Raw genomic sequence first — 22,303 nt, forward strand, 5'->3', positions numbered from 1 at the left:
AGGCTGAGCACCCCGTTCGAAGGAGAACCCGTGCTGCTCGACGACCTCGTACCGGACCCCGACGCGATCGAGCGCATCGCCACCGGCAGCACCTGGGCCGAGGGGCCCTGCTGGATCCCGTCGACGCGCACGCTGCGGTGGTCCGACATCCCGGGTGACCGGATCCTGCAGTGGCACGCGGACTCGAGGGAGACCTCGGTGTACGCGGACGGTGTCGAGTTCACCAACGGCCGCACGCTCGACCGGGACGGCAGCGTCGTGCAGTGCTCGCACGGGCTGCGTCGGGTCGAGCGGGACCGCGACGGCGTCGTCACGCCGATCGTCGACACGTGGGACGGGGGCCGGTTCAACTCCCCGAACGACGTGGTGGTCGCGCGGGACGGCGGCGTCTGGTTCACCGACCCCGCCTACGGCATCACCCAGCCGCGCGAGGGACACCCGGGCGTGCGTGAGTACGGCGACCACTGGGTGTTCCGGTGCGGCCCGGCGGGCGAGGACCTGCGACCAGTGGCGACCGACCTGGACGAGCCGAACGGCCTGGCCTTCGACCCGGACGAGCGGGTGCTGTACATCGCGAGTTCGTCGGGCGACGAGCCGGTCATCCGCGCCTACGACCGACGTGGCGACCTGCTGAAGAACGGTCGGGTGTTCGCGCGGCTCGAACCCGGAGAGGGTGCGCCGGACGGCATCCGGGTCGACGTGCGCGGAAACGTCTGGTCGTCCTCGCACCGCGGCGTCGTCGTGTTCGACCCGGCGGGTGCCCGGATCGGTGCGGTCGCCGTGCCGGAGGTCACGTCGAACCTGTGCTTCGGCGGCGACGACGGCACGACGCTCTTCCTGACCGCGACGACGTCGGTGTACCGGATCGCCACGACGACGCGGGACGCTGCCGTATCCTGACTCGGCCATGCAGTGCGACTACTTCGACCGCGGGGTGTGCCGGTCGTGCACGCTCATGGGCCAGCCCTACGCCGACCAGGTCCTCGACAAGGAACTCCGCACGCGCGAGCTCCTGCACGCCGCGGTCGAGGCCGCCGGGGGCCCCGGAGCGGTCTCCTGGTCGCCCGCGATCACGAGCCCGGAGTCGGGGTACCGGAACAAGGCGAAGATGGTCGTGGGTGGGACCGTCCAGCACGCCACCGTCGGCATCCTCGACCACCGGCAGCGCGGGGTTGACCTGCGGCACTGCGGGATCTGCACGCCCGGCATCCGGCACGCGTTGCCCGTGCTGGCCGAGTTCGTCTCGACCGCCGGGCTGATCCCGTACGACGTCGCCGCGCGCCGGGGTGAGCTCAAGTACGTCCTGGTCACCGAGTCGCCCGACGGCGAGCTGATGATCCGGTTCGTGCTGCGTTCCGAGGGGCAGCTCCCGCGGCTCCGCCAACACCTCGACGCCCTGCGTGCCGCACTGCCGAACGCGGTCGTGGTGACCGCCAACCTGCTGCCCGAGCACAAGGCCGTCACCGAGGGCGACCGCGAGATCGTGCTGACCGAGCAGGAGACCCTGCCGATGCGGCTCGGCGGGATCACGATGCACCTGCGGCCGCAGAGCTTCTTCCAGACGAACACCGGCGTCGCGACCGAGCTGTACGCGCAGGCGACGGCCTGGATCGACGAGCTCGACCCGGCGTCGATGTGGGACCTGTACTGCGGCGTCGGCGGGTTCGCGCTGCACGCTGCCCGTCCCGGCCGCGTGGTGACCGGCATCGAGACGAGCGCCGAGGCGATCCGCTCCGCGAAGCAGTCCGCTCGTGAGGCCGGCCTCGAAGGCCTCCGGTTCGCCGCCGACGACGCGACCGAGCACGCCCTCCGGGCTCGTCCGGACGCGGTGCCCGAGCTCGTCGTCGTGAACCCTCCGCGTCGCGGGATCGGGGAGCGGTTGTCGACCTGGCTCGAGGAGTCGGACGTCCAGCACGTCGTCTACTCGAGCTGCAACCCGGTGACCCTGGCGAAGGACCTGGCACGCATGCCGTCGTTCCGGCTGCGCCGGGCCAGGGTGCTCGACATGTTCCCGCAGACCGGGCACCTCGAGGCCGTGACCCTGCTCACGCGGGCCTGATCCCGACCGTCGATCGGCATTGCCAGGGAATTGCCAAGGACACGTACCCGGGTACGCCTCGATCACCATGGCCATGGGCATCGAGCCGTTCAGGTTCTGGGGCGGGGTACATAGCATGCACGGGTAGAACCGTTTGTCTCGGTTTGATAACGGTCAAGAGTTTCCTATGGTTGCCGACCGAGGTGCCGCCGGCCCGATGACCACTGCCCCCGGTGGCGCACCCCCACAACTGACCGCGATCGGTCGGGGTGGGCAGTGGATCCCGCAACAGATGCGGCTCGTGACCCCGGTGGAGCAATCACATGAAGAAGCTTTCCCGTACCCGCACCATCGTCGGTGGCCTGGCGTTCGCCGGCATCGCCGCGACCGGTGTCGGCCTCGCGGCAGCCCCCGCGAACGCAGCGTCCGGTTCGACCTGGGACCAGCTCGCGCAGTGCGAGTCCGGCGGCAACTGGGCCATCAACACCGGCAACGGCTACTACGGCGGCCTGCAGTTCAACCTCGGTACCTGGCAGGCGAACGGTGGCGCGGGCAACCCCGCCTCCGCCAGCCGCGAGGCCCAGATCGCCGTCGCCGAGCGTGTCCTCGCCTCGCAGGGCTGGGGTGCCTGGCCTGCCTGCTCCGCCCAGCTCGGGCTGAGCGGCACCAGCGGTGCAGCGCCCGCCGCGGCGGCTCCGGCCCCCGCACCGGCTCCGGCGCCCGCACAGCAGGCTGCCCCGCAGCCCGCCGCTCCGGCACCGGCTCCCGCCGAGCAGGCCGCCCCGCAGCCGGCCGCGCCGAGCACGACCGAGTCGACGCCCGCCCCGGCAGCGACGACGCCGAGCAAGCCCGCCCCGGTCAAGACGAGTGGCAAGACGTACACGATCGCCTCGGGCGACACGCTCGACACGATCGCGACGAAGCTCGGGATCGACGGCGGCTGGAAGCAGCTCTGGGCCGCGAACACGTCGACCATCGACGACGCGAACCTGATCTACGCCGGCCAGGAGCTCCAGCTCCCCGCCTGATCTCTCCGCAGACCGAACACGACGACGCCCCACGACCTCGAGTCGTGGGGCGTCGTCGTGCGTGCGGAGCCGGGCTACTGCGGGTTGTCCGCGAGCCAGCCGGCGACGTCGTCGGACCGGAGCGCCTGGGACAGGGACCCGACCGCGAGCTGGTTCAGCGTCACGATCGACTGTCCGTCCGGTGACGTCCCGGAGCCCGCCGTCGGCACCGTGAAGGTCACGAGGTCGTCGGCCCGGACCGCGCGGAGCGACCACCCGAGTTCCGCCATCCGAGCGAAGGTGAACCCCGCGTCGACCGACAGGTGCGCACTGGTCGCGGCGACGAAGTCCTGGATGCGCCCGGGGTTGGTGACCGTGCCGCTGGACAGCAGTCCGTCCACGACGCCGCGCATGAACGCCTGCTGGTTGCGGACCCGGGTGTGATCGGCGTCGGCGAAGGCGTGACGCTCCCGCACGAAGGCGAGTGCGTCGGCGCCGTCGAGGCGGTTCGTCCCCGCCACGAAGTCGTGGTGGGCGGTCGAGAAGGCCTGCGGGGAGGACACGGACACGCCGCCGAGGGCATCGGTCATGTCCTCGAACCCGGTGAAGTCGATCTCGGCCACGTGGTCGACCCGGACGTCCAGGAGCTGCTCGACGGTCTGCACGGTCAGGGGTACCCCGCCCCAGGCGTACGCGGCGTTCATCTTGGCGCGCCCGTGCCCGGGGACCTCGACCCAGGAGTCCCGCATGATCGACATCAGGTAGACGTGCTGACGATCGGCGGGCACGTGCGCCAGCATCAGGGTGTCCGAACGCCCGCCGGACGTCGAAGGGCCACCATCGGGGTTGCCCTGCGCCCGGGAGTCGGAACCGATGAGCAGGACGTTCTCACCTGACGTCGGCGTCGGTCGGGTGCCGCTCGGAAACGGGTTCGTGATGGTCTCGCGTCTGGCGTCGAAGCTCCGAGCGAGTCCGCCGACGAACACACTCGCCACGACGGCGACGACCAGGGCGACACCGACGAGCGAGCCGAGCGTCGTGATCAGCGCGACGAGGAATGGCCGCCGCCGCCGTCTGCTGCTGGCGGCGTGGTGAGCGTGTGCAACGGCCGCGCGGGCGGCTCGGCGTTCGGACATGCGGGGCTCCTGTGGTCAGGTCGGCACGGACCGACCACGGGATCTTATCGCATGTGGTATTTCATGAACAGTGTTTCACCCGGACTGCGGCTTGGCGAGCAGTTCGCCCAGTGCCGTCCGGAGCGCCGGATCCTCCGGCAGGACCTCGCGCTCGATGTGCCGTGCGGTCTCCCAGGCGGACCGGCCAGCGGACGTCACGCTCACCACGCGGCGCCGGCGATCCGCGGGATGCGGGGTGCGCTCGACCAGGCCGTCCCGCTCCATGCGCTCGAGCGTGCGGGACATCGTCTGCGGCTGGACCCGGGCCGTGCGGGCGATGGTGTCCGCGCCGGTCGGACCGGTCCGGATGAGGATGTCGATCGCGACGACCGCGGCGTGCGAGAGCCCGATGGCGCGGAGTCGTTCGTCCCAGTCCCGCTCGACGGACCGTGCAGCCGCGGACAGCAGGCGCCCGAGGGGCCACTGCTCGCTCGTGTCCTGCATGCCGTGATTCTATGGTCGTCAGCAGCGCTCGACCGTCAAGTGATCAGCATGCTGACGATCGGTGTACGCTCACCGACGTGTCCCGCTTCCTCCGCATCGTCCTCCCCGCGCTCGTCATCGTGGTCTGGCTCGGCATCGCCTCGGTCGGCGGTCCCTTCTTCGGCAAGATCTCCGAGGTCTCCACCAACGACCAGACCTCGTTCCTGCCCGCCTCGGCCGACGCCACGAAGGTGCAGGAGCGGTCCTCCGAGTTCCGCGACGAGTCCGGAGCGCCCGCGATCATCGTCCTCGAGCGCGACGGCGGACTGACGTCGACCGACCTCGCCGACGCGAAGACACTCGCCACGACGCTGTCCGACCGCGCCGACGTCGATGCCGTCAGCCCCGTGATCCCGAGCGAGGACGGCGACGCGGTCGAGATCGTCGCCACACTCACGCAGGACGCCGAGACCGGAGATGCGGTCGAGGCCATCCGGGCCGACGTCGACGACGCACTGCCGTCCGGTGTGAGCGGCTACGTCACCGGCCCCGCCGGGTTCACCGCGGACCTGACCGAGGCCTTCGCCGGCATCGACGGGCTGCTGCTCGGGGTGGCGCTCGCCGCGGTGTTCGTGATCCTGATCATCGTCTACCGATCACCCCTGCTGCCCGTCCTCGTGCTCGGGACCGCCACGTTCGCCCTGTGCGCCTCGATCCTCGTGGTCTGGTGGCTCGCCAAGGCCGACATCGTGACGGTCAACGGGCAGGTGCAGGGCATCCTGTCGATCCTGGTGATCGGCGCGGCGACGGACTACGCGCTCCTGTACACCTCGCGCTTCCGGGAGGCGCTGCGCGACCACCGCACCGGCTGGGACGCGACGAAGGCCGCCCTGCGGGGGAGCCTCGAGCCGATCCTGGCCTCGGGCGGCACGGTGATCGTCGGGGTGCTCTGCCTGCTGCTCTCCGACCTCAACTCGAACAAGGCGCTCGGCCCCGTCGCGGCCATCGGCATCGCGTTCAGCCTGCTCGCCGCCCTGACGCTGCTGCCCGCGCTGCTGCTCGCGTTCCGCCGCGCGGCGTTCTGGCCGCTGCGTCCCGCGTTCGGCAGCGCCCACCCCGTGCTCACCGGTCCGGACGCCCGCGGCATCTGGGCGCGCGTCGGCCGGCTCGTCGCCCGGCGGTCGCGGGTGGTGTGGATCGTCTGCACGGTCGGCCTGCTCGCGATGGGTGCCGGCCTGTTCGGACTCAAGGCGGACGGAGTGCCGCAGAGCGACCTGATCATCGGGTCGTCGCAGGCCCGTGACGGTCAGGACGTGCTGGCCGACCACTTCCCGGGCGGCTCGGGCAGCCCCGCGCAGGTCATCGGAGCGGAGCGCGACCTCGACCAGCTCGTCGACGCGATCACCGCGGTGGACGGGGTCGACGGTGTCGTCGCCGCAGCGAAGGACAGCCCCGCCGGGACCGTCCCGGTGACCGGGTCCGCCGCCGGCAGCAGCACGCCGACCGTCTCCCGCGGTGACGTCCTGCTCGAGGCGACGCTGTCCGATGCCGCCGACTCGGACGCCGCCGAGCAGACCGTCCGCGACCTCCGCACCGCCGTCGAACGGGTCGACCCGGGAGCGATCGTCGGTGGCGTCACCGCGACGGCGGTCGACACGAACGACACCGGCATCCGTGACCGCACCCTGATCATCCCCGTGGTGCTCGTCGTGATCCTGCTGATCCTGATGCTCCTGCTCCGCAGCATCGTCGCGCCGCTCGTGCTGATCGGCAGCGTGATCGTGTCCTTCGCGGCGGCCCTCGGCGTCGGAGCGCTCGTGTTCGACCACGTGTTCCACTTCCCGGGCGCGGACCCGAGCGTGCCGCTGTACTCGTTCGTGTTCCTGGTGGCACTCGGCGTCGACTACAACATCTTCCTCATGACGCGAGTGCGTGAGGAGGCGCTGCGGCACGGTCCACGCGAGGGTGTCCTGCGCGGACTCGGCGTGACCGGCGGAGTGATCACGTCGGCGGGCGTCGTGCTCGCCGCCACGTTCGCCGCCCTCGGCGTGATCCCGATCCTGTTCCTCGTGCAGATCGCGTTCGTCGTCGCGTTCGGCGTCCTGCTCGACACGATCGTGGTTCGTTCGCTGCTCGTGCCGGCGCTGGCCTACGACCTCGGGCACCGGGCCTGGTGGCCGTCGCGCCTCTCGCGCACGAACCCTGACATGTGACACGCTGGACCCATGCCAGTTCCCTCGACGCAGCCCGCTGCCGAGCGCAAGCTCCTCCGTGACACGGTGCAGGACAAGATCCGCGACGCCATCATGGACGGCACGCTCGAGCCCGGGGAACGGCTCAACGACGACGACCTGATCGCCTGGCTCGGGGTCTCCCGCACCCCGATCCGTGAGGCCCTCGCCGAGCTCGCCCGGGCCGGCCTCATCGAGATGGCACCGAACCGCTACACCCGGGTCGCGGCGCCGACGAAGGGGGAACTCCTCGACGCGTACCGCACCCTCGGCGTGATCTACGGCGGCGTCGTGCGGCTCGCGGTGCCACGGTTCACGGACGCGCAGCGCAAGAAGATCGTGAAGATGCTCGACGACGTGCACGCGCGGGTGAGCGCCGACGAGCAGGACCAGGTGGCGCGCGACGGAGCCGGCATCTACGCCATGTGGGCGGATGCGTGCGGCAACCCCTCGCTCGTGCAGCTCTGCAACTCGACCACGGACGGGCTCTCCTTCAAGCTCCGCGTGCCGGAGCTCGCCGAGCTCCTGCCGGCCGACGTGATCCTGCCCGAGCTGACGAAGCTCAAGGACGCCGTCGTCGCGAAGGACCCCATCGCTGCCGAACTCGCCATGGAGGCGATCCACCTGCTCCCGTCGCGCGGCTAGCGCGACCAAGAGCCGGACTGGAGGCCCGTGGGGACGCCGCCACGGGCCTCCAGCCCGTCACGGGGTGACGGCGAGTACGGGGCGACCTTCCAGGCGCATCCCATGTCCGTTCCCCGCGTGGCGGTTATGGTTTCCCGGTGAGCAACGAACCCGAGCAGACGACCGAGCCCGCACACCGCGGTGCTGCGACGCCGCGCCACGGGCGCCAGAAGCGACGCGCAGGCGTCGTGTTCCCGGCCGTCGCGGGGGTGCTCACGATGGCCCTCCTGCTGGGCGTCGGGTACGCCGGGTACGCGTACAACCAGCTGTCCGACGGCGTCACGATCGTCAACGCGATCACCGGCAAGAAGGACACGAAGGACGACGTCGACGGCAAGGCGCAGAACATCCTGCTCGTCGGCGACGACCATCGGCCGGAGAACGCCACCCCCGAGCAGATGGCGGAACTCAGCACGACGTCGGACGGTGGTGCGACGAACACCGACACGATGATCGTGCTGCACATCAACGCCGACGGCAGCCAGGCGACGATGATCTCGTTCCCCCGTGACTCCTACGTCGACATCCCGGACGTCGGCAAGGGCAAGCTCAACAGCGCCTTCTACTACGGCACGCTCAACGGCGGTGGCGACACCGGCGGTGCGAAGATGCTCATCAAGACGATCGAGAACCTGAGCGGCCTGCAGATCGACCACTACGTCCGCGTCTCGCTGCTCGGCTTCTACCAGGTCGTCAAGGAACTCGGCCCGGTGCAGGTCTGCCTCAACCAGGCGACCAGCGACCCGTACTCCGGCGTCGACCTGCCGGCGGGCAAGTCCTCGCTCAACGCGAAGGAGGCGCTGTCCTTCGTGCGACAGCGCCACGGCCTGCCGAACGGTGACCTGGACCGCAACGTCCGCCAGCAGTACTTCCTGTCGCAGGAGGCCCGGAAGGTCACGTCGGCGGGGACGTTGCTCAACCCGGTGAAGATGGGGAACATCCTCAAGGCCGTCGGCGGATCGATCCAGACCGACACCGACCTCATCGACCTGGCGTCACAGATGCGCAACCTGCGGCCCGGCAACATCCAGTCCGCCACCATCCCGACGCTCGGCACGCCGACCATCTACGTGAACGGCTCCGCCCTGTCGATCGTCGAGGTCGACACCGTCGGCCTGCCCGCGTTCGTGCAGGGCCTGGTCGGCGAACCCGAGGCGTACACGAAGGCCGGCCGCGCACAGCCGGCGAACACCTCGGTCACCGTGCTGAACGGCAGCGGGGTCGAGGGCGCCGCGACGGCTGCGGGGCAGGTCCTGACCGCCCGCGGCTTCCAGGTCGCCCCGGCCGGCTCGTCCGCGACGACGAAGACCACCCAGGTGCAGTACCCCGCCGGTCAGGAGTCGCAGGCCAAGGCCATCGCGTCCGTGGTGCCCGGTGCCGTCGCCGTCCGCACCAGTGCGGTCACCGGTGTCACGCTCGTGCTCGGCACCGACGGCAAGACCGCGAAGCCGATCGCGACCGAGCCGAGCGCCGGGGCGTCGACGCCGTCGACCGGCGGTTCGAGCACCGGCTCGAAGCCGACGAAGAAGCCCTCGAAGGAGCCGACGGCCAAGTCGACCGACGTGCACAACTACGGCACCGAGGGCACCTGCATCAACTGATGGGAACCCGCCGGGCAACCGGTCGGTAGGTTCTCGGTGTGACCAGCGCCGCACGCCCGATCGTCCTGATGACCTACAACATCAAGAACCCGGACCCCGCGCACGACTGGCCGGCCCGCCTGCCGGTCGTGCTCGATCTGATCCGCCGGCACGACCCCGACCTGCTGTGCGTGCAGGAGGCCTTCGCGCACCAGATGGACGACCTGCGTGCCGGCCTGCCGGACCACGCCGACGTCGGACAGGGGCGCGAGGGCGGTGACGCCGGCGAACACGCGGCCGTCTTCTACCGCCGCGACCGGTTCCGGCCGTCCGACGAGGGGTCGTTCTGGCTGTCGGACACCCCGGACGAGCCCGTCTCCAACACCTGGGGCAGCCTGTACCCGCGGATCGCGAACCACGCCCGGTTCCTCGACGCCGAGGGGCCCGCGTTCACGCTGCTCACCACGCACCTGGACCACGAGCCCGGTGCGCACGGTGACGAGGTCCGCGGCCGGAGTGCCGCGCTCATCGCCGAACGACTGGCTGGCACCACCGGCCCGGTCGTGTTCGCGGGGGACTGCAACGAACCCGCGGGCAGCGGGACGGCCTCGCGGGTGTTCGCCGAGGCCGGGTTCGCCGACGCCTGGCTCGCCGCGGGGGACCCCGACGACCGCACCGCCACGTTCAACGACTGGCAGCCGCCGGTCGACTCGGGCGAGCGGATCGACTGGGTGCTCACCCGCGACGTCAGCGCCGTGGACCGCATCGTCATCGACCACGACGGCCCCGAGACCTGGTTCGCCAGCGACCACTTCCCGGTGATCGCGACACTGCGGGTCTGAGTCGCTTCAGCAGCTGCGCTGCGCGTGGACGGGCATCGGTGAACCGAGCACCGTGACGGTCGTCTCGTTCGTCAGGGCGGAGACCCCGTTGGTGCCGGCGTCGTCGGAGTGCTCGCTCGACTCGTCGTCGTCGTCGTGCCGGTCGGCCCAGCCCTCGCGGAGCAGGAGCTGCCAGGCGCGCGAGTCGTCCGAGCCGTAGGACACTCGCTCCGAACCGGGAGCGTCGGCGATCTCGTCCGCGATGTCGTCGCCCACCCGGACACCGCCCGGGCCGGTCAGCTCGATCTGCCGGCCGAGCACGCTGCGGACCGAGTCGCGCAGCACCCGGATCTCGACGGCGTTGCCGGCCGCCGCGTCGGTCGTCAGGGCTGCGACGCGGATGGCACCTCCCCAGGTGTAGGTGGTGCCTGCGGGGAAGCACGCCCCGCCGTCGCCCTCGGCCGTCTGCGTGCGGGACGGTGTGCCGAGCAGACGGTTCAGGACGCTCACGGTCAGCCCGGAGTCGCGCATCGAGGACTCGACCACGGTGTCGTCGCCGTTCCGGAGCACGAGTGCCTCGGCGTCGAGCTCGATCGAGTCCACCCGGCGGAGTTCCGCCTTCGTCACGTGCACCGGAGCGGCGTCGTGCGAGGTCTCGGCGGCCACGGCCACGTCGGCCCCGAGCCCGGCGGTGCCGTCGAACGCGAGCGCACCGGCCGAGAAGGCCAGCACGGCGGCGCCGAGCGCCAGCAGGGTCCGAGGAGTCACCGTTCGACGGTAGGGCCTCGATCGGAACAGAACGACAGGTGTTACCGAATCGGAGCCTGCCCGTCACCGGACCGTGACAAACGAGGATCACGCACCTGCGGCCCTGGAGCGGTGCGGTCGACGGGCGCAGGCCGCTCCGCGCAACGGGGGACAGCCTCCTGGACGGCCCGCAGCGACCCCCTGCGTACCGTCGGCGGCATGACGGACCAGCAGAACGACCAGACCGGGCCTGACCAGTACGTGATGCAGGACCCCACGAAGATGTACGCCGACAAGAAGCCCGACGAGCAGTACCTCGAGGGTGCCGGCACCGACGCGGAGATGGCGCAGAACGTCCCCGCCGACCACGGTGAGGACACCTACCGCGGCTCGGGTCGTCTGACCGGCCGCAAGGCGCTCGTCACCGGCGGCGACTCCGGCATCGGTGCCGCCGTCGCCATCGCCTACGCCCGCGAGGGTGCGGACGTCGCGATCTCGTACCTGCCCGAGGAGCAGGAGGACGCCGACCGCATCGTCGGGCTCGTCGAGGCCGCCGGACGCAAGGCCGTCGCACTGCCGGGCGACATCACCTCGCTCGAGGTCTGCGAGCAGCTCGTGGCCGACGCGGTCGAGCAGCTCGGTGGCCTCGACATCCTGGTGAACAACGCCGGCAAGCAGCAGAACGTCGACGACATCACGAAGATCTCCGACGAGGAGTTCGACGAGACCTTCAAGACGAACGCCTACGCGACGTTCCGGATCACGAAGGCTGCCGTGCCGCACCTGCAGCCCGGCTCCACGATCATCAACACGACGTCGATCCAGGCGTACGCCCCGTCGCCCCACCTGGTGCACTACGCGGCCACGAAGGCGACCGTGAACAACATGGCGAAGGGCCTGGCCGCGCAGCTCGCGCCGAAGGGGATCCGCGTCAACGCGGTCGCCCCTGGCCCGATCTGGACGCCGCTGCAGCCGGCCGGCGGTCAGCCGCCGGAGGCGCTGCCGAGCGCGGGCGAGCAGACCTACCTGGGTCGCTGGGGCCAGCCGGCCGAGCTCGCGCCGGCCTACGTGTTCCTGGCGAGCGGTGAGTCGTCGTACGTCGTGGGCGAGACGCTGCACGTCGACGGTGGGATGCCGACGCCGTAGGGCGCCTGTTCCTGACGGGACTCTGACGGGAGGCGCGGTGCCGGTGGGTACCGCGCCTCCCGTCGTCCCTGTGGTCGGGTCCAGGGCGCCTGGTCGCGTCAGCAGCTGACGGAGCGCGCCATCCGCTCGAGGAGCTCGCGCGCCGACATCGCGGCGGCCAGCTCGACCTCGACGGGGTTGATGCCGATCGCCTGCTCGAACGCGCGACGGCGGGCCTGGTCGGCGATCGGCACCTCGGGGCGCTGGGGCAGCACGGCGATGGCCCGGGCCGCCGCCTCGAACGCACCGGCAGGGCGTCCGAGCTGTTCCCACATGGCCCGGACGTCGTGCGCCACCTGGTCGGGGTCGCCGCCGAACTCGAAGCCGGTCGAGGCCATGGTCGCGAGTCCCTGGGCAGTGGGGTCGTTCGGGGTCATGCCCGCATGGTCGCACGGACGGCCGCGAACCGGCTCGACGTCGTGGTCTGTCCCCCCTTGTGCCGACACCCGTACCGGGGATTCTGGTGTCCCCCGTTCTGCGTTTGGATGGAGGTACCCCGGATCCGGGGTGACACGGACAGGACGTCCGGGGACGACGGAGGGCACGATGCTCGAACACACCAGCGCCGACACGCAGGCCGCAGCGGCCGCGGCGGCCACGCTGCACCTGCGGATCACGATCGTGGGGGCCACCGTCGACCTGCTCCGGGACGTCCCCTTCCACGAAGCCCGGCCGGTGCAGGTCGCCGAGCGGATGGGCATCAGCGTCGCCGAGCTGGAGCAGCACTTCCCGTCGTGGGACGGCCTGGTCCTCGCCGCACTGGACCGCTGGAACGGTGCCCGGATGGACGAGGTCACGCACGAGGTCGGTGACGGCTCGACCGTGGACCTGCTCCGCGCCATCGTCGCCTCGAACGCCGAGGACCCCGCCCTGATGCGCCTGCTCGTCGCCCTGCTGTCCGTCGCGGGCAACCCGGCGCACCCGATGGCGACCTACCTGCGGTCGCGGTACCAGCTCTTCTTCGCGCAGATCAAGCGCGGCCTGGAGCACGACGTCGCGATCGGCCGTGCCCCGCACACGATGGACCCCCGCCGCGGTGCCGAGCAGCTCATCGCCCTGTACGAGGGGCTGCAGCTCCAGGCCCTGCTGCGCGCCGAGCTCGACCTGGTGGCGGCGTTCGACCGCGCGGTCGCCCGGCTCGAGCGCGGCTGGATGGAACGGTACGAGCCGCAGGCCGCCCGCCGTCTGGCGATGTGGGACGACGACGACTCGGGCAGCTGGGAGATCTGACCGGCGGTTCGTCCGCGGAGCGCGATCCTTGCGCCGTCGTGCAGCGCCCCGCGGGTACTCCGGGAGGCGCAACCTGACGGAAGGAACCGACATGGCAGCACCGAACCCCATCCAGGTCCAGAAGTACCTGAGCGGCATCGACTACCCGGCGTCCAAGGACGACGTGGTCTCGACGGCCGAGCAAGAGGGCGCCCCGGACGACGTCCTCGAGGCGCTCCGCGCGATCCCGGACGGCGAGTACGACGCCCCGACCGCGGTGTCGAGCGCGGTGTCCGACGCCGGCTGAGCGCGGCGGACCCACTCGGTGAGCAGAAGAGGTCGGGTGCGTGCGTCGCACTCGACCTCTTCTGCTCACGAAGCGCCTGACGGAGCGGTGCCGGCCGCGCCGCTCACGAAGCGCCGTTCGAGCGCGACCCGCGCGGCACCGAACCGTCGCCGGGGTCGTACCCGGTGTCACGGATGACACGCAGCGCCGTGGTGTCGTTGTGGACCGAGTGCACGACGACCCGACGCGTCCGGCGGAGCGCTCGACGGGCACCGGGCGTCGCGAAGAGCCCGCCGAGCACCAGGCCCGCGCCGATCCCGAGTGCCACGGACACCGCCGCCACGAAGTCGAGCGCGGCGCTCGACGACCCGGACATGAAGTTCAGCAGGGCGTTCGACACGGCGACACCGGGCAGCAGCGCCCCGCAGAACGCCGGCACCGCGATCGCCGCCACGGCCGTGCGCATCCGGACGGCCGCGTAGGTCGAGAGCACCCCGAGCAGCACCGCCGCCAGGAACGTCGCCCCGAGGAGCGGCAGCCCGGCCTGCCGCAGCGCCCACAGCGCGGCACCGGCGGCGACCGAGAACACCACGGCGACCGGGATCACCCGGGCGCTCGCCTGCTGCACGAAGCAGTTCGCGCCCGCCGACACCACGGTCAGCGACAGCGACGCCCAGAGCGGCAGGGTCTGCGTCACGATGCCGGACGGGTCGACCTCGATCCGCAGCCAGTGCGTCATCGCGATCCCGGCCGGTACCCCGACCACGATCGCCGCGATGACCAGCCCGATGTAGAACGCCCGGGCCACGGCCATCGCCCGGAACCCCGAGATGGCGTCCTGCGCCCAGGTCACCAGGGACGGGTGCGGCAGCAGGAGCACCACGAGTGCAGCCACCATCGTCGCCGCACCGTTCGCGTTCAGCACCCCGGCCCAGATGGCCAGCGTGCCGATCGCCGACGCCACCGCGCCCTGTGCCCCGGACACGAAGAACTGCGGGTACCCCCGGTCGGTCAGCCAGCGCCCGGAGACGATGATCCCGAGCATCAGCACGAACGCCCCGAGTCCGGCCCGCCACCCGCCTCCGGCCTGCACGGCGATCGAGATGCCGAGGATCGACAGGCCGACGTCGGACAGCCACATCGGCCATCGCGGCGGGAGTCGCAGCACGGCGACCAGGGCGCTCACCGCCGAGGTCATGTCGCGGTCGTCGTGGATCAGGTCGTCGACGATCTGGTTCGCACGCGCGAGCTTGTCGAGGTCGGAGCCGTCCGACCGCACGGTGCGGACCTTGACGAGCGGCGGGACGTCGGCCGGGGCGTACTGGATCGTCACCGAGCTGCCGGAGAAGTCGAGGTCGAGCGGCGCGAGGTTCCACTTCGTCGAGACCGCGACGACGGCCGTCTCGACGCTGCGGGTGTCGGCACCCGAGGCGAGCATGACCTCGGCCAGGTCGAGGCAGAAGTCGACGATCTGGGTCGCCGTGTACTGGTCGCGCCCCTTGGCGTCGGGCTCGACGTGCTCGTAGATCGTCCCGCGCAGGCGGGCTCGTGCGTCGCGCAGGTCGTGCTGCGCGAGGCTGCGGCGTCGTGGCCGGGGTGGGCGGCCCGGCTTGTGCGGGCCCGGGGGGTGCTGCTCGGCCATCACGCCATGGTGCCAGTCGACGGCGGCCGAGTCCGGACGTCCGCTGGACGCCTTCGGATCAGCCCCGGCGGCGCGTGCTCAGACGACCGAGGGCGAAGGCCGCGACGACCGCGCCCACCAGCACGAGGACCGGTCCGGCGGTCAGCTGCCACGGTCGGCCATTGGCGACGAACGCGTAGTCGGACAGTGGGGCGTACGCGAACCACCCGAAGGACGACGGCGGAGTCGTCAGCACGAACACGATCCCGACGACGACGGCCAGCAGGCCGAGCCAGAGGGCGACGAGGGTCGGGGTGGCGAGGAAGCGGGGCACGGCACCCAGCGTAGGTGGACGACGGACGGGAGGCCCGTGGCGGGGTCGCCACGGGCCTCCCGTCCGTCAGGTGGTGACGGTTCCTGCTTCGCGCGCCTACTGCGCTGCGTTCGCTACTGCTCGAAGGTCGCGTGCAGCGTGATCTCGACGCCGGTCAGCGCCTTGCTGACGGGGCAGGTCGCCTTGGCGTCCTCGGCTGCCTTGAGGAAGGCGGCCTCGTCGATGCCGGAGACCTCGCCGCTGACGGTCAGGACGATGCCGGTGAGGCGGAAGCCGCCGGCCGGGTCCGGGCCGAGCGAGACGTCGGCCTTGACGTCGAGGGCCTCGACCGTGCCGCCGGCCTCGCCGAGGACCGCGGAGAACTGCATGGCGTAGCAGGCCGAGTGTGCGGCGGCGATGAGCTCCTCGGGGCTCGTGGTGCCCCCGGCGTCCTCGGCGGTGCGCTTCGGGAACGAGACGTCGTACGTGCCGACCTTCGAGCTCGAGAGTTCGACCTGGCCGGAACCGTCCTCGAGGCCGCCGTTCCAGGCGGTGCGTGCGGTGCGAGTGGGCATGCCCGCTCCTTTCGTGTGGGGGAGCGGCCCCGAACGGGACCACCGCTCCTGAGTCAATCGGAGAACGAGCGTTCTCGCAACGGGCTCACGGCGAAGACGCAGGTCTGCCCTACGATCTGGCACATGGGGGACAGCAGCGTGACGGGTTTCCGGGAGTCCGTACTCGAGCAGGGGCCGGCCGACGTGACGAACCCGGTGGTCGCCTGGCTCCGGTTCTGGACGCAGGGGTGGCGGTTCCACGGGCGGGCAAGTCGCTCGGAGTTCTGGTGGGTGATCGCGCTCGAGCTCGCGCTGGTCGGGGTCGCGCTCTGGGTCGTCGGCGTGCACGGGACCGCAGGGCGGTGGGAGATGTACGTCGACCCGTTCGGGGTCGTTCCGTCACCGCGGGTCTCGTTCCACCTGATCGACCGCGGGCAGGATGGGTGGTTCGGTTGGGGGGCCGGCGACCGCGAGCTCCGGCCGGACGCGTGGGACCTGGCGCTGCTCGTCCCGACGATCCTGACCATCGTGCCGCGGTGGTCGCTGCTCGTGCGGCGACTGCACGACCGGGACCACGCCGGGCTGTGGATCCTGCTCCTCGTCTTCACCGGACCGCTCGGCGCGGTCGTGCTGGGTGTCATGGTGGCGCGGTCGTCGCGCCCTGGTGGGGCACGGTTCGACCGCGGACTGTTCGCGGGAGGGCGTGGTCCCGAGGCAACTGGACGACACCTGTCGTCCTCGACGACAGGTGTAGCGTGAAGGGCGATCAAAGGAGAACCCCATGCGCGCCGTCGTGTTCGAGCAGTACCAGACCTTCCCGTCCCTGACCGAGGTCCCGAAGCCCGCACCCGGGCCCGGTGAGGTCCTGCTCAAGGTCGCCGGCGCCGGTGCCTGTCACTCGGACGTCGCCGTGTACCGCGAGTTCCAGCAGGGGCAGCCGGGAGCCCAGGCGCCCGCGTTCGTGCTCGGCCACGAGAACTCCGGCTGGGTCGAGGCCGTCGGTGACGGGGTCACCGGCTTCGCCGAGGGCGACGCCTACCTGGTCTACGGGCCGGTCGGCTGTGGGCACTGCTCGTACTGCTCGAAGGGGCAGGACACCTACTGCGAGAACGCCGCGACGAACCCGTACATGGGGATCGGCCTCGGGCGCGACGGCGGCATGGCGGAGTACGTGAGCGTCCCGGCGCGGAACCTCGTGCCGCTCGGCGACGCCGACCCGGTCGCCGCCGCACCGCTGAGCGACGCCGCGCTCACGCCGTACCACGCGATCAAGAACTCCCTGCCGAACCTGGCTGGTGGCGGTCGCTTTGCGCTCGTCGTCGGGCTCGGTGGCCTCGGGCAGATCGCCGTGCAGATCCTCACGGCGCTCACCGGTGCCACGGTCATCGCGACCGACATGAAGCAGGACGCGATGGACCGCGCCGCAGCCCGGGGCGCGATCACCGTCCCCGGCGGCCCGGACCAGGCGGAGCGCATCCGCGAGATCACCGGCGGACGTGGCGTCGACGCGGCCTTCGACTTCGTCGGTGCCACCCCCACGATCAAGGTCGCGCAGGCCTTGATGGCGGTCGGCGGGCGGTTCACCGTCGTCGGGATCGCCGGCGGCACCACCGAGTGGAACTTCTTCGCGACGCCGTACGAGTCGACGATCACGAACACCTACTGGGGCACCATCGAGGACCTGCACGAGGTCGTCGCGATGTACCGCGCCGGGCAGATCGTCCCCGACGTCGAGCGCTACGCGCTGTCCGACGCGCTCGAGGCGTACCGGAAGCTCGAGGCCGGGGAGCTCTCGGGTCGCGCGGTGGTCGTCCCGACGCTCTGAACCGGGCGTACCTGGTCGATTTGGGCGTACCTGGTCGGATCGGGCGTACCTGGTGGAATCGGGCGTACCTGGTGGAATCGGGCGTACCTGGTGGAATCGGGCGTACCTGGTCGGAAGTTTCGACCAGGTACGCCCGATTCCACTTGCCAGTGCGGGTGTTCTGGGAAGGAACGGGCGTCGGTCAGCGTCCCGCCGCGTACCCCTGCGCGCCGCGATGGCCTCGTCGCCGCAGCGGTCCTCGACGACTAGACCCGCGGGCTCTCACGTGCGCGGCCAGAACGACCCAGGGAACGATGTGGTGTGGACCGCCGGGGCGTCGATGGCCTGCTGCGGGGAGTAGCCGCCGACGATCCAGCGCAGCAGGAACAGCAGCTGCCGCTGGTCCTGCTGGTCATCGCCAAAGGAAGCGACTGCCGGCTCTTCTTTCGGCCTTCTTCAAACCGCCTCGTAAGGACGACTACTCGCTGACGGCTATTTCTGCAGGCGAGAACCAACCCTTCTCGACGGCCGTCTTGCGGGCGGTGGCCGGGTCGCTAGTGAACATCACGACAGCTAGGCGCGTGCGCGCGCGACTGCACGCAACATAGAAAAGACGGAGGGTACGGGACAGGACGTTATCGTTCGCATTCTCGAGATTCTCCTCGTCTCGAGCGGACAGCTTCTCGACCTCAAAAAGCTTCCCGTATCGGTACAAAAAGCCCTTGGCCTTACCGTCGTCGAGCACCACTAAAACGGAGTCAAACTCGAGACCTTTAGTTCCCTGTTGCGTGTCGACGGACGACAGCCCCAGGGCATATTCGGCGAGAGCTTCAAGTTCAAGTAAAGGTCTGCTTAGAGCTTCGGACCACGCGAGAGCGCGTTCTACCTGCCGGCTATCTTCTCCCGGCTCGGTCGGAAGCGACTCGTCTACCACGCTCGCGTCTTCGAGTAGCTGGGGTATTTGGAAGAGACGAGATTTGATTGCTGCGTCGACAGCTTCCCGCCCCGATAAACCGGTCGCGCTCAACGTCTCATACAACCCCCGTGCCCGCTTCGGCATCGTTGACGAGTCGCCATCGAAAACGGTGGCCATGCGGGCAGGCTCCTGAAGGAATCTATTAGCCTTTGATCGCTCGCCATTTCGAGCCAGGTTGGCGAAGGGGGCCAGAACTTCGGACAGGAACGTCAGAGTCGGAGATGTGATTGACTCGGCGTCGAATATCTCAGACCGGATGGCGGAATCCTTAGCTGAGAAAATTCCCCACAAGGATTCGAACCCCAAGCGATGTGAGGCAAGAGCATGTTCCAGAATGAGAACCTTTGGCTCGGCAATCTCTGAAAGCCAGTTCATCGCGTCGCTCTCAGCGTGAGGATGCATCGTTGTGGGGCTTTCAAGGAAAAGACGTATTCCTCCAGCGGTCCCGGTGATGGCGGTCTGTTGAAGGCCGTCTGTGCCGGACCGCAACGTGTTTAGCAGCGTGACGATCCGTTTCGCCGACCGGTAGTTCAGCGGTAGAACGGGGCGATCCCAGGTGGCGGGTACCAGAGCATTCAGGTCCATGGGACCCTCGTTGTAGACGCGCTGCATCGAATCACCGAATAGGCCCAGTGACAGACGATTGGGCAGCCTTACTGCTGCAGTAATCAGCGCCTGGAGAACGTCAGTCCTGGTGTCTTGGACCTCGTCGACGAAAATGAATGGGTGTGACGAAGCGATCAAATCGTGCATAAGTGGGCTTTTTTCTGATATCCAGGAGAAAGCAGATAGCACATCCGAATGAGATAATTCAGCAGCACCCTGGTCGCCCCCCGTTGCGCTGTAGATGAAGTGCTCCACGCGATCGAGTTCCATGAGCGCGCGCTCCTTATGCTCAATAGATCGCAATCTCTGCGCGGACGCTTGGGTCCCCACTCGTCCCTGTTGCTCCTTCGTACGGAGGTCCTCAAGATCACTTTGGAGACGATCTCGACGCCAGACTTTCAGATCTGCAGTGAGCGGTGCGATCATCCGCCAAGCAAAGCTGTGAATAGTGGAAACTGTTACAACGGGCGTCTCTCCGATTCGGTGCTTGGCCTCCAGCGCAGCTGCTTTTGTGAATGTAATCACGGCAAGCGTGCTGCCCCGTCGCTTCAGTTCGTCTCGCCTGTGGCTTAGGACCGACCTCACGCACGCGACAAGCGCCCCAGTCTTGCCAGCACCCGCTCCGGCGGTCATGAGGAAGCTCCGCGAGAGCAAAGAAGGCCCAACTGATGTCTCATAGATGTTCAACTCGTCGCCTCCGTTACGCTTTTGAGGTTCGGGAATCTGCGCAGGACGTCGTCGAGCCACGTTAATCCATCTGCGACGTAAGACGGCGGAACTAGCGCGTCCTGTTCGAGGAGGGCATCTAGGGCAAAGCGGCTTTTGTCTGCACTCTTCAGAGCGGCGAATAGTGTGGCGGCGAGGGAGGTGAGATCATTTCGTTCTAAGGCTGCATCGGCGGCATCGAAAATCTTTCGACTGAATCCGTGGCCCTTTTCCGCATGAAACAATGCGAGGTTATCGAAGGCGATCGCATCCTCAAACGTGCTCGCGATCAGTTCGCCGTTTAGGGACTTATAGTTATATTCGCGCGGATTCTGGTGGGCGAAGTAGACCAAACTTCCGTCAAGTGCCTCTTGCCCGGTGTGTAAATATTCCTTGCTCTCAAATTTGAATAGTTCATCGAGGCTGGGCTTGCTTCCTAGCCATGAAGTAAGCGAGGAATTGGTTGTTACATGACCAGCATTTCGCCGTGGTGCACATTGTTCAGAAGAATTTCCTGGGTCGGCTGCGTCAATGTCTGTTATGACCAATGTCGGGATGCCGAGGGTCTCGATGAGAGGCTTCAGCCGATGCGCGTGAGCGCCGCCGATTTCTACAATCTCGATGTAGTTGCTCGCGAGAGTGGGGAATGTAGTCTCGAGGAAGTGCGGCAGCAGAAGTCGTTCCGCGTTACCCTCCACAATAATGAGCGCGTCGGCAAAAAGCGTGTTGCTATGGTGGAGCTTCAGATATCGCGTGACGAACTGTTTTGTGCGTTTGTCCTTCCCGAAAGTATCCTTGAGGTTGACCACCTGAACGCTTGATTGCGAGGAGGGGGTTCGTTTGAAGTATCGAATAGCTTCGAAGTCGAGTTCATGCGCTAGGTGGGACGAGTGCGTACTCACTAGGAGCTGCGCCCCCAGTAGCTCGTCTCCAATGCCAGTAAGGGCCCGGTGGGCATGGCGGACAAATACCTGCTGGACCTGCGGGTGCAGGTGTGCTTCCGGCTCCTCGAGGAGGACCAGATGTAGCGGCGGTGCCGGTCGGTTCGTGAGAGGGGATTGGCTATCCGCTCGTCGAGCGAGTCGGAAGCTCATCAATCGGAACATCATCAGTACCAAGTTTCGGTACCCTAAGCCATTGAACGTTTCCGGAAGCTCGGAGTGCGGGGCGGCGTCTGCGCTGGCGGCGTATTTGAGCACGGACGTGTGATTCAGAGTGTTCGCGATGTCTATGTCGGTCCGGATGACAAGTTCTGGGTTGCCGACTCCCGGGTAGCCGACTGCCCGAACCTCGTCCAGGGGGTTTCTGAACGCGGCTTTCAGTACTACATCGAACGCCCCTTGCGCTCGTAGCGCTGCTGCGATCGCCGAGATGTCTTCGTCGCTGGACCGGCTTGGGTCATGGAGGTAGGAGCGATAGAACGAGTTGACGATTTGTGAGAGTGACGCTTCCTCGGTGCCTGCTGAAAGGCGTTGCGCATTGACGAAGTCGACTTGGAGCAACTCGGCGAGCGGGTCGGAGGGGAGACCTGGCGATTCGTCAGAGATCGGCTCCACTGCTGGGGGCTCGTTTGGGGTCGTGGCCTCAGATTCATCCTCCGGCTTGTCTTGATCCGATGTTGGTTTATCGCTGAGCGGTGACCACTCCGGATCCAGGGGGTGATACTGCACGACGAAGTACTTCGCGAAGTCTTTCTGGAGAAAGTCGGTTAGGTTGGCGGGCCAGAAGATCGGCGGTTCGCCTTCCTGAAGGTCGGTTGCTCGTTTTTCGAGCCTTATTGCTTCGCTTCGTGCATTGCAGAACGATTCCCTTAGGGCTTCCCCGTTGCGCGGAAATAGTCGATATCGCACGCCGACCTTGTTCGTGAAGTCGTTGAGTAGTGGCAAGATGGGGCGAAGCAGTGCCGCTTCGGTTGTATCTGCTTCGATCCATAGATCGAGACTGGGGAGGATGTCCCCCCAAGAGGCTGAATACTTATGCCTGTCGTTGTCGCTGCCTTCCCAGACGGCCCCCATTTCGTTGAGTTGTTCCAGATCAGTGATTGCGATGTCGGACACGGAGAACGACTTTGTTCCCGTAAATCCTGCGATGCATTCCATTGCTGAGGATTTACCACTATTGTTGGCTCCTACGAGTAGGGTTACGTCCTGTTCTAAATCTATGCGAACTTGCTTCAGCTTACGAAAATTCGAGATATTCAGCGAGGCGATGTGCAAAGGTTCCCCCAGGTTCTGATGGCTGCCGACATATTATGTCGCTTTGGGGGCCGCTCGCGAGCGGATTTCTACCCCCGTTCGGAGGCCTCTCGCCCCGGGCCGGCCGTGCGAATCAAGTCGCT

At 68.4% G+C, this 22,303-nt stretch carries 21 protein-coding genes; 12 read left to right on the plus strand and 9 right to left on the minus strand.

Annotation, left to right across the window (positions count from 1 at the left end; all coding sequences use genetic code 11):
- The first annotated feature begins 33 nt into the window (after nt 1–33).
- From DEJ11_RS01510 to DEJ11_RS01520, 3 genes are all read left to right on the plus strand, one after another.
- A complete protein-coding gene (locus DEJ11_RS01510) occupies nt 34–900 on the plus strand; it encodes an SMP-30/gluconolactonase/LRE family protein (RefSeq protein ID WP_502866920.1) in 867 nt (288 codons plus the stop codon).
- 7 nt (nt 901–907) lie between these two features.
- Nucleotides 908–2,059: a 23S rRNA (uracil(747)-C(5))-methyltransferase RlmC gene (rlmC, locus tag DEJ11_RS01515; protein ID WP_111103367.1), complete on the plus strand. Its 1,152-nt coding sequence runs from the start codon at nt 908–910 to the stop codon at nt 2,057–2,059.
- Between the two features lie 302 nt (nt 2,060–2,361).
- Entirely contained in the window at nt 2,362–3,066 is a 705-nt protein-coding gene (locus DEJ11_RS01520; RefSeq protein ID WP_111032656.1) for a LysM peptidoglycan-binding domain-containing protein, read from the plus strand.
- A gap of 74 nt (nt 3,067–3,140) precedes the next feature.
- Here DEJ11_RS01520 and DEJ11_RS01525 read toward each other — a convergent pair whose 3' ends face one another.
- Both DEJ11_RS01525 and DEJ11_RS01530 read right to left on the minus strand, forming a co-directional pair.
- A complete protein-coding gene (locus DEJ11_RS01525; protein ID WP_111103369.1) occupies nt 3,141–4,181 on the minus strand; it encodes an LCP family protein in 1,041 nt (346 codons plus the stop codon).
- A gap of 75 nt (nt 4,182–4,256) precedes the next feature.
- Entirely contained in the window at nt 4,257–4,664 is a 408-nt protein-coding gene (locus DEJ11_RS01530; protein ID WP_111103371.1) for a MarR family winged helix-turn-helix transcriptional regulator, read from the minus strand.
- Nucleotides 4,665–4,741: 77 nt separating this feature from the next.
- On the opposite strand from DEJ11_RS01530, the gene DEJ11_RS01535 reads away from it, so the two are divergent.
- The 4 genes from DEJ11_RS01535 to DEJ11_RS01550 all read left to right on the plus strand — a co-directional run bounded on the left by DEJ11_RS01535 (nt 4,742) and on the right by DEJ11_RS01550 (nt 9,980).
- The gene (locus DEJ11_RS01535; protein ID WP_111103372.1) at nt 4,742–6,856 is read left to right on the plus strand and encodes an MMPL family transporter; all 2,115 of its coding nucleotides are present in this window, start codon (nt 4,742–4,744) and stop codon (nt 6,854–6,856) included.
- 12 nt (nt 6,857–6,868) lie between these two features.
- The gene (locus tag DEJ11_RS01540; protein ID WP_111040062.1) at nt 6,869–7,519 is read left to right on the plus strand and encodes a GntR family transcriptional regulator; all 651 of its coding nucleotides are present in this window, start codon (nt 6,869–6,871) and stop codon (nt 7,517–7,519) included.
- Between the two features lie 137 nt (nt 7,520–7,656).
- Nucleotides 7,657–9,159 (plus strand): LCP family protein, encoded by a 1,503-nt coding sequence (locus DEJ11_RS01545; protein ID WP_111103374.1) that lies wholly within the window; start codon nt 7,657–7,659, stop codon nt 9,157–9,159.
- 38 nt (nt 9,160–9,197) lie between these two features.
- On the plus strand, nt 9,198–9,980 hold the full coding sequence (locus DEJ11_RS01550; RefSeq protein WP_111103375.1) for an endonuclease/exonuclease/phosphatase family protein: 783 nt from the start codon (nt 9,198–9,200) through the stop codon (nt 9,978–9,980).
- A gap of 6 nt (nt 9,981–9,986) precedes the next feature.
- Here the strand turns inward: DEJ11_RS01550 and DEJ11_RS01555 are convergent, their stop codons facing one another.
- Nucleotides 9,987–10,727, minus strand: a complete 741-nt coding sequence (locus tag DEJ11_RS01555) for a hypothetical protein (protein ID WP_111103377.1) — start codon at nt 10,725–10,727, stop codon at nt 9,987–9,989.
- Between the two features lie 198 nt (nt 10,728–10,925).
- Between DEJ11_RS01555 and DEJ11_RS01560 the strand changes: the two genes are divergently transcribed.
- A complete protein-coding gene (locus tag DEJ11_RS01560) occupies nt 10,926–11,852 on the plus strand; it encodes an SDR family oxidoreductase (RefSeq protein ID WP_111103379.1) in 927 nt (308 codons plus the stop codon).
- A gap of 98 nt (nt 11,853–11,950) precedes the next feature.
- On the opposite strand, the gene DEJ11_RS01565 is transcribed toward DEJ11_RS01560, so the two are convergent.
- Nucleotides 11,951–12,268 carry a hypothetical protein gene (locus DEJ11_RS01565; RefSeq protein ID WP_027467174.1) on the minus strand — a complete coding sequence of 106 codons (318 nt, stop codon included), beginning with the start codon at nt 12,266–12,268 and terminating at the stop codon, nt 11,951–11,953.
- A 169-nt stretch (nt 12,269–12,437) separates the two neighbouring features.
- On the opposite strand from DEJ11_RS01565, the gene DEJ11_RS01570 reads away from it, so the two are divergent.
- Nucleotides 12,438–13,121 carry a TetR/AcrR family transcriptional regulator gene (locus tag DEJ11_RS01570; protein ID WP_027467173.1) on the plus strand — a complete coding sequence of 228 codons (684 nt, stop codon included), beginning with the start codon at nt 12,438–12,440 and terminating at the stop codon, nt 13,119–13,121.
- Between the two features lie 91 nt (nt 13,122–13,212).
- Nucleotides 13,213–13,407, plus strand: a complete 195-nt coding sequence (locus tag DEJ11_RS01575) for a DUF2795 domain-containing protein (protein WP_027467172.1) — start codon at nt 13,213–13,215, stop codon at nt 13,405–13,407.
- Between the two features lie 103 nt (nt 13,408–13,510).
- Here the strand turns inward: DEJ11_RS01575 and DEJ11_RS01580 are convergent, their stop codons facing one another.
- From DEJ11_RS01580 to DEJ11_RS01590, 3 genes are all read right to left on the minus strand, one after another.
- A complete protein-coding gene (locus DEJ11_RS01580) occupies nt 13,511–15,028 on the minus strand; it encodes a threonine/serine exporter family protein (protein WP_111040059.1) in 1,518 nt (505 codons plus the stop codon).
- Between the two features lie 58 nt (nt 15,029–15,086).
- Nucleotides 15,087–15,341 (minus strand): hypothetical protein, encoded by a 255-nt coding sequence (locus DEJ11_RS01585; RefSeq protein ID WP_111047698.1) that lies wholly within the window; start codon nt 15,339–15,341, stop codon nt 15,087–15,089.
- A 113-nt stretch (nt 15,342–15,454) separates the two neighbouring features.
- A complete protein-coding gene (locus DEJ11_RS01590) occupies nt 15,455–15,895 on the minus strand; it encodes an OsmC family peroxiredoxin (protein WP_027467170.1) in 441 nt (146 codons plus the stop codon).
- A gap of 123 nt (nt 15,896–16,018) precedes the next feature.
- On the opposite strand from DEJ11_RS01590, the gene DEJ11_RS01595 reads away from it, so the two are divergent.
- Nucleotides 16,019–16,633 (plus strand): DUF805 domain-containing protein, encoded by a 615-nt coding sequence (locus tag DEJ11_RS01595; RefSeq protein ID WP_111103381.1) that lies wholly within the window; start codon nt 16,019–16,021, stop codon nt 16,631–16,633.
- Between the two features lie 22 nt (nt 16,634–16,655).
- Nucleotides 16,656–17,699, plus strand: a complete 1,044-nt coding sequence (locus DEJ11_RS01600; protein ID WP_111103383.1) for an NAD(P)-dependent alcohol dehydrogenase — start codon at nt 16,656–16,658, stop codon at nt 17,697–17,699.
- Nucleotides 17,700–18,156: 457 nt separating this feature from the next.
- On the opposite strand, the gene DEJ11_RS01605 is transcribed toward DEJ11_RS01600, so the two are convergent.
- On the minus strand, nt 18,157–20,007 hold the full coding sequence (locus DEJ11_RS01605; protein ID WP_258375358.1) for a UvrD-helicase domain-containing protein: 1,851 nt from the start codon (nt 20,005–20,007) through the stop codon (nt 18,157–18,159).
- Nucleotides 19,944–22,181 (minus strand): AAA family ATPase, encoded by a 2,238-nt coding sequence (locus DEJ11_RS01610; protein ID WP_181440817.1) that lies wholly within the window; start codon nt 22,179–22,181, stop codon nt 19,944–19,946. Before DEJ11_RS01610 ends, DEJ11_RS01605 begins: the two co-directional genes overlap by 64 nt.
- Nucleotides 22,182–22,303 lie beyond the last annotated feature (122 nt).

Source organism: Curtobacterium sp. MCLR17_058, from assembly GCF_003234705.2.
Lineage (GTDB): Bacteria > Actinomycetota > Actinomycetes > Actinomycetales > Microbacteriaceae > Curtobacterium > Curtobacterium flaccumfaciens.

Bases quoted from the DNA above. Each gene is read 5' to 3' on its own strand.
- DEJ11_RS01590 (WP_027467170.1), bottom strand. From the start codon at position 15,895: ATGCCCACTCGCACCGCACGCACCGCCTGGAACGGCGGCCTCGAGGAC.
- DEJ11_RS01565 (WP_027467174.1), bottom strand. From the start codon at position 12,268: ATGACCCCGAACGACCCCACTGCCCAGGGACTCGCGACCATGGCCTCG.
- DEJ11_RS01540 (WP_111040062.1), top strand. From the start codon at position 6,869: ATGCCAGTTCCCTCGACGCAGCCCGCTGCCGAGCGCAAGCTCCTCCGT.
- DEJ11_RS01525 (WP_111103369.1), bottom strand. From the start codon at position 4,181: ATGTCCGAACGCCGAGCCGCCCGCGCGGCCGTTGCACACGCTCACCAC.
- DEJ11_RS01595 (WP_111103381.1), top strand. From the start codon at position 16,019: ATGGGGGACAGCAGCGTGACGGGTTTCCGGGAGTCCGTACTCGAGCAG.
- DEJ11_RS01560 (WP_111103379.1), top strand. From the start codon at position 10,926: ATGACGGACCAGCAGAACGACCAGACCGGGCCTGACCAGTACGTGATG.
- DEJ11_RS01520 (WP_111032656.1), top strand. From the start codon at position 2,362: ATGAAGAAGCTTTCCCGTACCCGCACCATCGTCGGTGGCCTGGCGTTC.
- rlmC (WP_111103367.1), top strand. From the start codon at position 908: ATGCAGTGCGACTACTTCGACCGCGGGGTGTGCCGGTCGTGCACGCTC.
- DEJ11_RS01575 (WP_027467172.1), top strand. From the start codon at position 13,213: ATGGCAGCACCGAACCCCATCCAGGTCCAGAAGTACCTGAGCGGCATC.
- DEJ11_RS01530 (WP_111103371.1), bottom strand. From the start codon at position 4,664: ATGCAGGACACGAGCGAGCAGTGGCCCCTCGGGCGCCTGCTGTCCGCG.
- DEJ11_RS01600 (WP_111103383.1), top strand. From the start codon at position 16,656: ATGCGCGCCGTCGTGTTCGAGCAGTACCAGACCTTCCCGTCCCTGACC.
- DEJ11_RS01580 (WP_111040059.1), bottom strand. From the start codon at position 15,028: ATGGCCGAGCAGCACCCCCCGGGCCCGCACAAGCCGGGCCGCCCACCC.
- DEJ11_RS01570 (WP_027467173.1), top strand. From the start codon at position 12,438: ATGCTCGAACACACCAGCGCCGACACGCAGGCCGCAGCGGCCGCGGCG.